This window comes from Acinetobacter sp. YH01020, from assembly GCF_013420275.1.
Lineage (GTDB): Bacteria > Pseudomonadota > Gammaproteobacteria > Pseudomonadales > Moraxellaceae > Acinetobacter > Acinetobacter amyesii.
In genome coordinates, this window is record NZ_VOYN01000022.1 from 16,956 (window position 1) to 29,223 (window position 12,268).

The following is a 12,268-nucleotide window of genomic DNA, read 5'->3' on the forward strand; positions in this document are numbered from 1 at the left end:
AATTCACCACGCCCTATAATCCATTGAAAATAAAACAAAATGGATATTTAAAATTGAATTTTTATGCCTTATTTATGATCGCTATTGTGGGTTTAGGTGGATATTTTTATGTATATCCGGCTTATCAACTTAAGCAAGAGGAAGATAAGATTCGTCAAAGTATGAAACAAATTCCAAATCAGTCACGTACGCAAAATCTAGAAAATATTTACGGCTATACCGCGCAGGCTGAAATGTTGAATCAATATCCAAATTACATTGTATATATTCGCTTTGATGAGCTAAGTGATCAAACCGCTCCCGAATCTGTTCAAGCCATTATCCGTGAATTTTCATGCGATGGCTTAAACCGTTTAAAGAACAATTCCGAGCTCGTTCGTAAAGCCACTCTAAATGTCATTAAAGAAGATCAACATCAATTTCAATACATTCTAAAAAATAAATTAGGCTATGAAATTTTTAAATATCAACAAGTTATGGATAATTGCCCCAATATTGCTGAACTTTATGCCTATCAAAATACTGAAGAAATTAAAAATTAGAGCTTTTCGGTTTAGATGGATTATGTAAATTTTCATAGCCGCTCTAGGCTGAACAAGCTAACATCAACATATTCAATAACTTTAGAATAATTTAGGAATACGGCATGGCTCAATTCGCTGTGATTGGCTTAGGAAGTTTTGGCGCAACTGTAGCCACTGAACTCATGGGTTTAAAACACGATGTCATTGGAATCGATAGCAACAAAAAGTTTGTTGAAAGTATTTCGGACCAACTGACCCATGCAGTGATTGCTGACGCAACAGATGAGCACGTTTTACATGAACTCAATATTCAAAATTGTGAAGCCGTCGTTGTCGCAATTGGTGAAGATATTGAAGCCAGCATCTTATGTGTGCTCCATCTTAAAAACATGGGGATCAACAAAATTTGGGCCAAAGCCAAGTCCAAAGCGCATCACATGATTTTAACCCATTTAGGCATCAGCAAAATCATCCATCCTGAAGAAGATATGGGTGTCCGTGTTGCTCAGTCACTAAGTTATCCAATGGTGAGCCGCTACATGGTGCTCGAAGATGACCATTATTTGGTGAAAGTTGAAATTAAAGAGTCACAACAAGGCACGCGTTTAAATCAAATAATGGATCATGTCCCTGAAGTGAAGACGATTTTGCATAAACGTGGCACCGAGCTTCAATATAGTTTAGATCCGAACCTGATTTTACAAACAGGCGATATTTTAGTGGTTGAAGGTTTACTCGAACATTTACGTCGACTGGCTAAACACTTTAAAGCAACTTTGTAATCAGCGTCGAGCTCCTTTTGCACATAATCACGCAAGATGACAGTAAAAAACATGAAACTGCACAATAAACAGCGTAATACCATTAATCTCAGCCCACCCAGTATTTTGGCATTGGGTTTTCTTGGGCTAATTATCATTGGCACCTTGCTGTTAAAGCTCCCATATTCACATCATGGTGATTTAAGTTGGATCAATGCCCTCTTTACAGCGACCTCTGCCGTAACCATTACTGGACTTTCAGTTGTGAATGTCGGCGAAGCCTATACGGTGTTTGGTAAAGTCGTGATTATGGGTTTACTACAATGCGGTGGTCTCGGTTTTATGACCTTTGCGATATTGGCCGCTATGAGTTTGTCCCCTAAAATTGGGCTAAAACAACAAATTATGGCTCAAGAAACCATTGGACAAACCAGCCTTGCCAAAGTAACCATGACCATCAAAGGCGTACTGCTGTATTCACTCTTTTTTGAAATGGTAGGTACGGTAATTTTGACCATCGCTTGGATGCAAGAATACAATTTTAATCAGGCCCTGTTTTATGCTGCCTTTTATAGTGTTTCAGCATTTAATAATGGTGGATTTTCATTATTTCCCAATAGTTTAATGAGCTTCGCTGACCGTTATTTCATTACATTTACCATCAGTATGCTTTATATCATCGGTGGTATCGGCTTTTTGGTACTGATGGACATTAAGCGCAATAAAAGTTGGAAAAAACTCAGCACCAATAGCAAGCTGATTTTATCGACCATTGCAGGCTTAAATGTCTTTGCCTTCATCACCATTTGGTTATTAGAAGCCAATAATGCTGCAACCTTAGCCACGATGTCACTAGGTGATCAAGCCCTAAATGCTTGGTTCCATGCAACGGTTCCACGTTCATCCGGTTTTAACAGCTTACCCATGGAAAGCATGAGCGATGCATCATCACTCGTCACGATGTTACTGATGTTTATTGGAGGTGGTTCTCTCAGTACAGCCGGCGGCATTAAAGTCGGGACGTTTATTATTGTTGTACTCAGTGTGGTCAGTTTTTTAAGACGTGAAGATGAACTGCGTGTGTTTAACCACTCTGTTTCAGAAAAAACCACCTTTAAAGCATTAGCGGTAATTTTCATTACAGTAACGTTGATTTTCATTGGTTTTTTCAGTCTATTACTACTCGAACCTGATAAACGCTTTTTAGATTTGTTGTTCGAAGCGGTATCCGCTGCTTGCACCGTTGGTCTATCTCGTGGCATCACCAGCGACTTACAACCTGCTAGTTTAGTTGCCCTGATGTTATTAATGTTCGCAGGTCGACTTGGCCCCTTAACACTGGCCTATCTGATTGCCACACCGAAGAAGAGTCGGTTAAAACACCCACCTTCTGAGATTCAGATTGGTTGATTTGTACATTGTCTCACAGTTATAAAAAAACCACGCCATAGCATGGTTTTTTTATTTACTGATGTTACATAGTAACATCAGTAGCGTAATTTGATTCAAATGAAAGAACGATACGCGGTAAGGTCATCCGCAAGTGTTTGAGACAGGATGACTTCTAATCAAAAATGTTTTTGCGATACTTTAAGTAAATAGACGCTAGAGAGCGAGTTTTGCGGATGACAATGGTTTTGGGTACTTTTGCCTAAACAAAAGTACCTCCAGCCGAAGGCTAATCCCTTTATTCAATCCCTAGATATAAGACTCCGTCGATTAGACTTAAAAGCATCTTAAAAATGCGAAATTACTTTTACGTCCGTAAATTAATTATTGAGCAATCATTAAAACCAATTCATTAATGACACACCGACACCGACATAGGTTGCCCGATGGTTATAGTCAATCAGGCTTTCACCATAGCCATCAAACAATTGAACTGTGCCGCGCAATTTACCATTGATTGGGAAAGTCCAATCAAACTGCACAGCACCATGTGAGTCATCACCACCTTTCAGTGAATGACGTAACATCAAACTAAAATCATGATCTTTATGACGATAAAATGCTGTTAAATCCCCACGTCCCACATAATCGGTAATGTCAGGGTTGTTATCATCTTTGGTATCTTCTTCGAAACGATACCAAGGACGTAACATCAGTGCAAAATTGTCACGTTCAAATCCTAGATTTAACATGACACGGTTCCAACTCCGCGATAAGGGATCAGAACGTCCATTAGACTGATGGTTAAAGGTTAGACCCAACATACGCCAGTTCAAACCCAAGAGTTCATAGTTGGTACGAAAAACCAGACTAGCTTCAGGTTCATAGTTGGTTTCACGGAATGGTCGTGATTCGTCTTCGTTGTAGACTTGCCAACGAGAAGACTGGGTATAGCCCAACCAGATATCACCATTATCACCAAATAAGTTTTCAACAGCTTTGGTTTTTAATGACAATTGGAACTTGGCTTCCATCGATTTTAGGTTTTGTTCCTGATCGGCTTGTACCGTGTTATTTTCATTCGGGCTAGATGGACGTTCATTTTTATCCGACGTCCAATATCCCGGCATTAAATACACAGGTTGATAGCCGCGAATATTCCATGTTCCCAATTTACTTTCTGGAGAAAGCTCCCAACGACTATCCAATAATGAAAGATTTGGATTGAGGTTCGGTGCTTCTACAGCAAATAAACGGTCCGTAAACGCATGACTGACTTTTTCTTTGAAAGTTAGCTTCTCTGTCGGTTCAGGCTTAATTTCTTGTGCGGCTTGACGCTCAGAGACCAACATTTCTTTTTCAGCAGGTTGCACTTTAAACAAAGCGTCATAACACGATAATCGCTCTGCATTTGACTCAAGTGCCACACATGCTTCTGCGGTTGCAGGCTTAGCAGCCACATCCGCATTTTGTGCATTTACAGTACTGACATACATTGAACTGAGCGCAATGAGGCTCAGTTGCAATGTCGTACGCTCAAGAGATTTGAACGCCATAAAAACCCCTTTTTTGTTTTAATTCACTTGTTTTATTTCGAAACCAAGCTCAACCAAAGCATCTCGCTTAGCCACCGGTGCAACCACAGCTTTTGTCGGTTGTTGTTCAACCAAGTACGCCACAGCAACACGTTTTAGATCTTCCAAAGTCACATTCAAAAGACGTTCACGTAACATTTGACGGAAAGCTGGCGTGCGTTTATGCAATAAAGCATAACAAGCTGTAATAGCTTCACCCGCTGGTGATCCCGGTTTATCCATGCTAGCAATTAGACCCAAAATCGCTTCTTCTAGCTGATGCGGTTGTTGTTCAGCATTCAGTAGCCACTGCACACTTGCGTCAAAATCTTTAAACGTTTCAGCTAAACGTGGGTCACGGTAGCTATAGAAACGGAATGAACATGCATTACCGTCATAGCTTGCACCACCACCATAAGCACCACCTTTTTCACGAATCGCGCTATGCAAGAAGCCATTACGTAGATAAGCCGCCAAAATCATTAAAGGTGCTGCATCAGGATGCGACACTTCCACCGCAGGATATGCTGAAGCGCAGAACTGAACATTGGCTTGAATGAGCCAAGCTTCGTCATTGTTGCTATCTGCAAAATTCACTTGAGTTAAAGCATGTGGGTTATCATCAATCGCCACTTTATCCCAAATGGTTTGAACTTCTTCAACCAATCGGTCTGAATGATGCTCCTCACACACCACCAAGAATTGTTTTGGTGCTTTAAGCAAACGGTTGTGAATTAACTTAAGCTCATCAATCAAGGCATTATAAGCCGTGTCGTCTTGCTCAATTTTGCTGACAAGTTCTGACAGCCAGTTCAGCGCGCCTAGGCCTGTATTATGATAATCACGTAGCGCCAATGCACTATGTTGACGACCTGCAATTTGCATTGCATAACTATGACCAGAACCAGATACACGTGACTGCCAACGTGCTTTACGTTGTTGCAATAACTCTACGATACGATTTTTTTCATCAAAACGTAGCTGTTCAAAAGCCAATTTCAATAAGCGAATGGCTTCAAGATTATTCACCAATGATTTAGTGGTCAACGTTAGCCAAGCACTAATTTGACCTTTATCATCCACTTTTGAACGCAGCGATGCCCCCATACCTAAACCGCCACTCACAGCTGTTTGCAACTGTTGTAGCTCTAAGTAATCGTATTCACCTGCACCAACTTCACCCATCAAAATCGATAAGAGATTGAAATACGGCGATTGCACCACTTCATCAGGAATCTGAATCAAAACTTGTTGGTAGTAAAGACCATTGGTGCCTGCGTGGTAAAGATTTAACGGCGTATCCAAGCCATTACTGATAATTTCGCGTAATTGACCTTGTACAATCTGTAATTGTGCAGGAACGTCTTCTAAACCTACTTTAGGCAATAGGTTCAAATCATCTGGGGTATCTTGACGAATGTTCAGTGCTTCAGTCTGCGCAATAATCTCTGCTTTTTGCGCTTCAGTTAAGTTCGCATCAATTTCTTTTAAACGTGCTTTTTCTGCTGCCGCTTCCAACGCATTTTTTTCAGCATCTGGAACCAAAGTTAATTGCACACGATGTTGATTATCAAGCAAGTAGGTTTTGATTAAGTTAGATAACCACATTGGGTCTTTCAACTCTTCCTTCACTTGTTCAATGGCCGTATCCACATCCCAAACATCTACAGGGTCTGAATGGTGAATCGCACTGCTTAAACCATTCAGAATTAAGCTTAGGCCATATGGTGTACCATCACCATTGATTTCACGCTGATGCAATTCAATCTGATGTAAAATCGCCTCAACTAAAGCTGGATCAACAGGCTTAGCCGCAACGTCTTCTAATACTTTAAACACGCCATTTTTAAATTGTTCTGCATGCTCAGGGTTTGAACCTTGAATTGCACAGTAGAACGTCATTTCATAGTTTGAGTCATCTACGCCCATGAATGGACCAGTAGACTGTGCATAACCACAGGTTTCTAAGTAATGACGTAATGGCGAAGCAGAATCTTCAAGCAATACCCCCTCAACCAAACGCATACCTAAACGTAATTTAATATTACTTGCTTCAGGCAATAACCAAGAAAGCACATGATATGTTTTGTCTTTGAGGTCTTCAGCATCAACTGCATACGTTTCAGTTACAGTTACAGGCGCAGTTAAGCGGCGCTCAGGTTTTGAATACAGCGTTTGACCTTTTTCAAATTTAGACAAAGCAAGCGTTTCAAACTGTTCTTGTAAATTATATGCAGGCTCATTACCAAAGGTCATAAACACCGCATTACTTGGGTGATAATGTGATTTGTAGAAACTGACCAACTCTTCATAGCTTAAGTCAGGAATGTCTTTAGGATCACCACCTGAGTTGTAATGATATGTCGTTTCTGGGAATAAATGATGGGCAAGTTGGTGATACAACTGATCTGAAGGTGAACTCATTGCACCTTTCATTTCATTAAATACCACGCCTTTATATACAGCTTCGCCATTTTCTAGCTCAATACGAATCCCTTCTTGCGCAAAATCAAGCGGGTTCAAATTCGCAGCAAAAGCAGCATCCATATAAACTTCTAACAAGTTTTGGAAATCTTTTTTATTTTGCGTTGCAAATGGATAAGCCGTCCAATCCGCTGCGGTAAACGCATTCATGAACGTATTGAGTGAACGGCGAATCATTAAAAAGAATGGGTCACGTACAGGGAACTTTTCTGAGCCACAAAGTGCCGTATGCTCAAGAATATGCGCCTCGCCTTTTGAATCCATCGGCTGTGTACGGAAGGCAACTAAAAATACGTTTTCGTCATGGTTTGTGGCTAAGTGATAATGCACTGCGCCAGTCACTTTGTGTTTATATTCAGACACTAAAATGTCTAAAGCTTCAACATGATGTTGACGAATCAACTGAAACGCGGGATGTACAGTTTGAGAAATGGTTTCAGTGACATCTACAGTCATGTGTGCTCCTAATCTATTCATTTAAATTAGGCAAAGTATACCTTAAAAAATCACAACTAGATTCACCGAAACAACATTTCCAACTGTTTTAATCAACTTGAACTTTAATTTTAAAAATCACTTGTTTTCGCACTAAAACATTTAGACAGATTTTATGGATTGCCTATCATTTCGTGTTGACCAATAGACGCAAATCACAATCGCCAATAACAATACAAAAGAAGCCATAAAGCGACTTAAATCCAATCCACCTGAACTGATGGGCTTATCTAAAAAATCGCCGACAACTGCGCCCAATGGACGTGTCAAAACAAAAGTAGCCCAAAATAAAATCGTCTTTGAGACCCGACTAAAAAAATACAACAACGCCATCAATACGATTAGACCACCAAATAGCCATATACCACCGCTATAGCCTAATCCTGCACTATCGGAAGTCCAGTCCCCCAAAGCTGTACCTAGCGTTTGAGAAAATGTAATCGTCAACCAATAAAAGATCTGTGTTCGCGGCAAATTCTCTACACTCGGATTAATTACCCCTTCGACCTGATACCAGCTGAAAAGCGATATGAGCACCAAACTCAGCAACAGCAAACTACCACCCAAGTAGCCAATCCCTAAAGAACGATCTACAAAATCCGCTAAAGTCGTACCTACCGTTGTACTGGCAATAATCGTGGCCCAATATAAATAAGGTTTATAGGCTTTGGACTTTATTTGAAAATACAGCAAACTGATAAATATGCCTGCGAAACTAAAGGTACTGAGTAGATAGCCCAAATTTAAGGACATGGACAATGCATCACCACTGGTTTCACCAAAGGTGGTCGCAAAAATTTTGGTCAACCAAAACAGTGCGGTAATCTCAGGGACTTTTTTAACGTAGTCTTGTAGCTCAGACACTTGCATATACTTCACTCTATGCAGTTATTTTGATGCTTATATTTTCGAGAACTGAAATGAATTTTTGCTTAAAATTTTGTTTTAAAAATCGCACTATTTTTTAGAATTACCAAATAAAAAAAGCACCCGATGTCGGATGCTTCATTTACAGTGTTTACTGTCTATTTTTGGATTGAAAACTAAACCAAATATTTGAAATAATTATAATTTGGATGACTTTCAACATAGACATAATTCTGCTTTTGATAGAATTTTGCAGCATTTTTAAGTTCTGTATTTAAGCACAGTGCAGAAAAATGCTTTTTCGCACCCTTTTCCAATTCCACCAATAGCTGCTTACCCACGCCATGCTGACGGTACTGCGGATGCACATAGAAACGGCGAACTCGTCCAATCCGTTCTTCTACACCAGTATCACCCCATTGCTGATTTAAACCGCCACAAGCAATTAATTTATCGCCATCATAAGCAAGCAATAATTGCTCACCCGTTTGGTCAAAACGATTTTTACCACTTTGATATTCTTCAATTAAACGGTGTATAAATGTATAGCCTTCATGCTGCGCCAAAGCAGCAATATTTTCGATTTGAGCAGGAAGTTGCTCTGCTGGACGAATCGTAATTTCCATATATTCACACTTTTAATCTGTTATCTATTTATGATGACCAAATCATCTTGATTTAGTCTGAACACCCTATAGCTCTATAAAAGTAAAATTTTTCGATTTGCACAATAGCAAAGCTGATTAAAACGGCAACTAATTCAAAAAAAAATGTAAAAATATAATGGATTTGCCCGATTTTTATACACACTTGTCCTTTAATTGAATTTTCTTCAACAAACTACAGCAATCCTGAGCATTCGTGTAAACTTAGCACTTTCATTTTTTTGATGTGAACATACAACATGGCAACTGTTGACCTTTTTGCAATTGGTAATGCACTTATTGACCAAGAATTTAAAGTCTCTGACGAATTCCTAATTCAACACAATCTGCAAAAAGGTACGATGCAACTGACAGATGGCGATACTCAAGCAGCCCTTTATAACAATCTAAAAGCCACTCAAGAATATAAAGGTCAAGCTTCTGGTGGTTCTGCAGCAAATACAACGGTTGCTTTTAGTGCTTTAGGCGGAACTGCATTTTATGGTTGTCGTGTCGGCAATGATGACTTAGGTCAAATTTACCTAAATGGTTTAAACGACGCTGGCATCCAAACTGCAACTCAATCAATCAGTGAAGGTGTAACTGGCACATGTATGGTATTGGTCAGCCCTGATTCTGAACGTACGATGCATACTTACCTCGGTATTACTGCGGAATTGACTGATAGCCAAATTGATTTTGGCAGCTTAAATACTGCGAAATGGCTATATATCGAAGGTTATCTTTCAACATCAGATAGCGCGCGTCTTGCGGTAAAACAAGCACGTCAAATCGCCAAAGCCAATGGTGTACAAATTGCATTGACCTTATCTGATCCAGCAATGGTGCAATATGCGCGTCAAGGTCTAGATGATTTACTCGATGATGGCGTGGACTTATTGTTCTGTAATGAACAAGAAGCGCTGATGTACACAGAAACAGATCAATTAGATGCTGCACTTGCTAAATTGCAATCACTAAGCAAACATATTGTCATTACATTAAGTGCCAAAGGTGCCTTAATTCATAATGAAGCAGCTACATTTACCGTGCCAGGTCGTAAAGTTACCGCAGTAGATACCAATGGTGCTGGTGATGCATTTGCTGGTGCTTTCCTGTATGCACTGAATGCAGGTCATGACTATCAAACGGCTGCTGAACTTGCCATCTTGATTTCAAGTGAAGTTGTGGCTCAGTTTGGTCCACGCCTAGCAGTTGAAGACTATGCTCAGCTTTTACAATCATTTCAAAAGGAATGTGCTTAATGTTTAAAATTTGCATGACGGATGATGTGCCTGAACGTGAAGCACGATCATTCGAAACGCCTGAAGGTGAAACGATTTTTATCACCCAACGTGATGGCATGTTTTACGCTTATCAAAATAACTGCCCACACTTGCACGTGGAACTTGAGTTTCTAGAAAATCAGTTTCTAGATCGTGACCAAGAATTTATTGAGTGCTCAACACATGGCGCCCTGTTTATGGTCGAATCTGGGGAATGTATTTCTGGCCCATGCCAAGGTCAAGCCCTTGAAAAAGTGAATATTAACGTGCATTCTGATGGTGGAATCTACCTCACAGAAGAATAAACACTGGAATACAACCATGTCCGCATTTTTAACAGACTATAACTTAATTCCCTTTCATTTAAGTTTATTGACCGTACTGTTATTGGGCATGGTTGAAACCATTGGCTATTACATCAATATTAGTCCTAGCCAAGTTTTGAAAAGAATTGCCCCACAGCGCATACAAGAATTGGCATTATTAAATGTCAAATTTTCCAAAACTCTGATTTTGTTCTTCTTACTGATGAATTTTAGCTTTGCAGGCTATGTACTTCAGTTCTGTATCCATGCCAAAGACGGTCAATTCGTTCCTGCTTATTATCTCATTCTACCTGCGTTGATTATTGCCATATTCTTTACGGTATTTATGATTCATTGTTTGGATCAAGTCGTTCCGCCCAAATATAAAAAGCAAACGGTTAACTTGCTTGGCCGCCTTGCAACAATTTCGAGTGGTAGTGCCCGTCCCGGCTTTTCCGCTCAAGCGCGTGTGCGTGATGAGTTTGGTCAACTACATTATGTGCAAGTTGAACCAGAGTTTGGTGAGTTAGAGTTTCAGTCGAAAATCATTTTGATTCGTCAAAAAAAATCACACTATATTGGCAAAAAAATCAGTGTGTCGAACCGTTTATTTAATCCATCCTAGTGACAATCTTAGTGACACATTGTTATCATTTTTCAAATCATAAAAAAGCCAGTGTTCATTGGCTTGTATTCAATCAAATACCATCAAACGATATTGTGATTAACGCTTAAGAAAACCTGAAACCAAATTCATCACTTGTTGAATATCAGCATTCGCTTCTTGCTGATTGGTTTGTCCAGCTTGTGGCGTCAATGAGTCAATAATTTGCGGCAATACTGTTGAAATTGCACTGTACACATCTTGTTTCTGAGTTTGAGTTTCTTGTGCAACTTGCTCCACTTCGGCATCATCAAATAAATTTTGTACTTGTTGATTATTCACAGCAGCATTATCGCCAGGGCCTGTAGATACCCAATCATCAACCTGACTGCTCAAGCCCTGTCCACGTAATTTATCCAAAGCACCTTGTAGGCCACCTTGTTTTTGAATCCAAGCCAGCACCAGAGGTAACACTGCTACTAAAATGGTTGATGCATTACCACCGCTACTACGTTGCTGCGGCTGCGCTGCACCACCCAGTTGGCCCAACACAGAGCCTAAAATTCCACCTAAACCACCTGCTTGGTTTTGAGCATTAGTTTGGGTATTTTGAGTGCCTGCATTTGCGCCCAATTGACCCAGCACCGAACCTAAAATACCACCCAGACCACCTTGTTGATTTTGATTGTTTGCACCACCAAGGGCCTGCTTTGCTAAAATCTCAACAATATTATTTAAATTTGTCATTTTATTTTTCCCAGTGAAACCTAGATAAATTCATTACAGCATACGTGGGAAAACACAGATTTGTCATAAATGTTTGTTAATTTTTGCAATTTCTCGCAGGCTAAGTATTTGTTACCAACGGAATTTATCCCAGTTTTCAGGATTTGCCCAAAATTTAGAGTTAAACCAATCTGGGATATGTTTATAAGTCAAAATATTAAACTGCCATAAAGCAAAATCACTTTCATGCGTGGTTTTATCAATGAGCTGAGTAAAGCCTAAAGCACGTAATAATTGTTCATCGTGTAACTTACTCACCACCACGATGCGTTTGGCAAATAGGTCACGCAATTTTACCAACATCTGCGTTTTCTGCTGCTGATCCAAACTCAACATGGTTTCAGTATCAAGAATCACAAATCCAAGGTCAAAACGCTGGGTAAAAGGCAGATTTAAAAACTCAGTTACGTTAAAATGTTGCCATTGAATTGGATGAAATTGATTGTATTGCTCAAGATCCTGACCAATACAGATTGCGGTTAAAATGGGCTGCTCTTTTGACAAATCGTCTAGCATAGAAGTGATGACATTTTGTTCAGCCATTGACCG

Annotated in this window: 12 protein-coding genes; 6 read left to right on the forward strand and 6 right to left on the reverse strand. The window is 39.8% G+C overall.

The window, feature by feature from the left end:
* The first annotated feature begins 74 nt into the window (after positions 1 to 74).
* The 3 genes from FTT85_RS09920 to FTT85_RS09930 all read left to right on the forward strand — a co-directional run bounded on the left by FTT85_RS09920 (position 75) and on the right by FTT85_RS09930 (position 2,695).
* A complete protein-coding gene (locus tag FTT85_RS09920) occupies positions 75 to 542 on the forward strand; it encodes a hypothetical protein (protein ID WP_180183462.1) in 468 nt (155 codons plus the stop codon).
* 104 nt (positions 543 to 646) lie between these two features.
* The gene (locus FTT85_RS09925; RefSeq protein ID WP_168378595.1) at positions 647 to 1,306 is read left to right on the forward strand and encodes a TrkA family potassium uptake protein; all 660 of its coding nucleotides are present in this window, start codon (positions 647 to 649) and stop codon (positions 1,304 to 1,306) included.
* Between the two features lie 51 nt (positions 1,307 to 1,357).
* Positions 1,358 to 2,695, forward strand: a complete 1,338-nt coding sequence (locus FTT85_RS09930) for a TrkH family potassium uptake protein (RefSeq protein ID WP_168378596.1) — start codon at positions 1,358 to 1,360, stop codon at positions 2,693 to 2,695.
* Between the two features lie 377 nt (positions 2,696 to 3,072).
* On the opposite strand, the gene FTT85_RS09935 is transcribed toward FTT85_RS09930, so the two are convergent.
* The 4 genes from FTT85_RS09935 to FTT85_RS09950 form a co-directional block, all read right to left on the reverse strand.
* The gene (locus FTT85_RS09935) at positions 3,073 to 4,230 is read right to left on the reverse strand and encodes a phospholipase A (protein ID WP_180022830.1); all 1,158 of its coding nucleotides are present in this window, start codon (positions 4,228 to 4,230) and stop codon (positions 3,073 to 3,075) included.
* Positions 4,231 to 4,248: 18 nt separating this feature from the next.
* A complete protein-coding gene (locus FTT85_RS09940) occupies positions 4,249 to 7,188 on the reverse strand; it encodes an insulinase family protein (protein ID WP_180022829.1) in 2,940 nt (979 codons plus the stop codon).
* A 141-nt stretch (positions 7,189 to 7,329) separates the two neighbouring features.
* Positions 7,330 to 8,097: a hypothetical protein gene (locus FTT85_RS09945; protein ID WP_180183463.1), complete on the reverse strand. Its 768-nt coding sequence runs from the start codon at positions 8,095 to 8,097 to the stop codon at positions 7,330 to 7,332.
* Between the two features lie 173 nt (positions 8,098 to 8,270).
* Positions 8,271 to 8,720 (reverse strand): GNAT family N-acetyltransferase, encoded by a 450-nt coding sequence (locus FTT85_RS09950; RefSeq protein WP_078188654.1) that lies wholly within the window; start codon positions 8,718 to 8,720, stop codon positions 8,271 to 8,273.
* 278 nt (positions 8,721 to 8,998) lie between these two features.
* Here FTT85_RS09950 and FTT85_RS09955 point away from each other — a divergent pair, with 278 nt between their 5' ends.
* Genes FTT85_RS09955 through FTT85_RS09965 form a run of 3 tightly spaced genes read left to right on the forward strand, consistent with a single transcriptional unit; the run spans position 8,999 to position 10,954 of the window.
* Entirely contained in the window at positions 8,999 to 10,003 is a 1,005-nt protein-coding gene (locus tag FTT85_RS09955) for an adenosine kinase (RefSeq protein ID WP_180183464.1), read from the forward strand.
* On the forward strand, positions 10,003 to 10,329 hold the full coding sequence (locus FTT85_RS09960; RefSeq protein ID WP_078188656.1) for a Rieske (2Fe-2S) protein: 327 nt from the start codon (positions 10,003 to 10,005) through the stop codon (positions 10,327 to 10,329). Before FTT85_RS09955 ends, FTT85_RS09960 begins: the two co-directional genes overlap by 1 nt.
* Positions 10,330 to 10,345: 16 nt before the next feature.
* Entirely contained in the window at positions 10,346 to 10,954 is a 609-nt protein-coding gene (locus FTT85_RS09965) for an OB-fold-containig protein (protein ID WP_180183465.1), read from the forward strand.
* A 99-nt stretch (positions 10,955 to 11,053) separates the two neighbouring features.
* On the opposite strand, the gene FTT85_RS09970 is transcribed toward FTT85_RS09965, so the two are convergent.
* Positions 11,054 to 11,680 (reverse strand): YidB family protein, encoded by a 627-nt coding sequence (locus FTT85_RS09970; RefSeq protein WP_180114242.1) that lies wholly within the window; start codon positions 11,678 to 11,680, stop codon positions 11,054 to 11,056.
* A 111-nt stretch (positions 11,681 to 11,791) separates the two neighbouring features.
* Positions 11,792 to 12,262 (reverse strand): DUF6231 family protein, encoded by a 471-nt coding sequence (locus FTT85_RS09975; RefSeq protein ID WP_180114243.1) that lies wholly within the window; start codon positions 12,260 to 12,262, stop codon positions 11,792 to 11,794.
* Between the last annotated feature and the right edge of the window lie 6 nt (positions 12,263 to 12,268).

Excerpts from the sequence above, each read along its gene's own strand:
- FTT85_RS09920 (WP_180183462.1), top strand. The coding sequence starts at position 75 with ATGATCGCTATTGTGGGTTTAGGTGGATATTTTTATGTATATCCGGCT.
- FTT85_RS09925 (WP_168378595.1), top strand. The coding sequence starts at position 647 with ATGGCTCAATTCGCTGTGATTGGCTTAGGAAGTTTTGGCGCAACTGTA.
- FTT85_RS09930 (WP_168378596.1), top strand. The coding sequence starts at position 1,358 with ATGAAACTGCACAATAAACAGCGTAATACCATTAATCTCAGCCCACCC.
- FTT85_RS09935 (WP_180022830.1), bottom strand. The coding sequence starts at position 4,230 with ATGGCGTTCAAATCTCTTGAGCGTACGACATTGCAACTGAGCCTCATT.
- FTT85_RS09940 (WP_180022829.1), bottom strand. The coding sequence starts at position 7,188 with ATGACTGTAGATGTCACTGAAACCATTTCTCAAACTGTACATCCCGCG.
- FTT85_RS09945 (WP_180183463.1), bottom strand. The coding sequence starts at position 8,097 with ATGCAAGTGTCTGAGCTACAAGACTACGTTAAAAAAGTCCCTGAGATT.
- FTT85_RS09950 (WP_078188654.1), bottom strand. The coding sequence starts at position 8,720 with ATGGAAATTACGATTCGTCCAGCAGAGCAACTTCCTGCTCAAATCGAA.
- FTT85_RS09955 (WP_180183464.1), top strand. The coding sequence starts at position 8,999 with ATGGCAACTGTTGACCTTTTTGCAATTGGTAATGCACTTATTGACCAA.
- FTT85_RS09960 (WP_078188656.1), top strand. The coding sequence starts at position 10,003 with ATGTTTAAAATTTGCATGACGGATGATGTGCCTGAACGTGAAGCACGA.
- FTT85_RS09965 (WP_180183465.1), top strand. The coding sequence starts at position 10,346 with ATGTCCGCATTTTTAACAGACTATAACTTAATTCCCTTTCATTTAAGT.
- FTT85_RS09970 (WP_180114242.1), bottom strand. The coding sequence starts at position 11,680 with ATGACAAATTTAAATAATATTGTTGAGATTTTAGCAAAGCAGGCCCTT.
- FTT85_RS09975 (WP_180114243.1), bottom strand. The coding sequence starts at position 12,262 with ATGGCTGAACAAAATGTCATCACTTCTATGCTAGACGATTTGTCAAAA.